Origin of the sequence: Methanocalculus natronophilus (assembly GCF_038751955.1) — an archaeon.
Taxonomy (GTDB): Archaea; Halobacteriota; Methanomicrobia; order Methanomicrobiales; family Methanocorpusculaceae; genus Methanocalculus; species Methanocalculus natronophilus.
On the sequence record NZ_JBCEXH010000117.1, the window covers coordinates 1 to 537 of the forward strand.

2 protein-coding genes are annotated in these 537 nt (G+C 34.3%); both read left to right on the plus strand.

All coding sequences use genetic code 11. From position 1 onward, the window contains the following. Positions 1 to 8 precede the first annotated feature (8 nt). The gene (locus tag ABCO64_RS11030) at positions 9 to 158 is read left to right on the plus strand and encodes a DUF5696 domain-containing protein (RefSeq protein WP_425463716.1); all 150 of its coding nucleotides are present in this window, start codon (positions 9 to 11) and stop codon (positions 156 to 158) included. Further along, positions 158 to 537, plus strand: a 380-nt coding sequence (locus tag ABCO64_RS10775) for a hypothetical protein (protein ID WP_343089478.1), incomplete at its 3' end; no start/stop codon positions are given. The genes ABCO64_RS11030 and ABCO64_RS10775, both read left to right, overlap by 1 nt.

A 537-nucleotide genomic window follows, 5' to 3' on the forward strand; every position in this document is an offset into this window, starting at 1 on the left:
GCGAAACCATCGAAGGTCGCATGGTTATAGAAAATGGAATTGTACAAGTGACTTATAGCAATGATGTTTATATCATCATTAACTATACCTCACAAAACAAAACCATCGATTCAGTTGAAATCGAACCCTTTAATTACTATGTAGGAGGGCTCGAGTGATGGAAAAAGTTAAAGCTTTTTTAACCAAAGTGAAAGATCTGTTGGATAAAATCATTATTCAACCCATTGACCGTATCAAAGAAAAAATTTCTAACCATAAAACGACGCAAACGTTGAAACAAAAAATTACCAATAAACGTCGTGAGCACTTAGTAGGATTTGCATTTATCTTTGTGTGGATTGTTGGGTATGCCATTTTCACCTTATATCCAGTCTTTTATAGTCTATACTTAAGCTTTTTTAAAGTCCGAATGGATGGTGGAAATCTGAATTTAGATTTTGAAGGGATCAATAACTACCGTGCAGTGTTTTTAAGTGATCCTTACTTTGTGTCTATCTTAGGAGAATACGCGGTTGAAATGGTTATCAATGTCAGTAT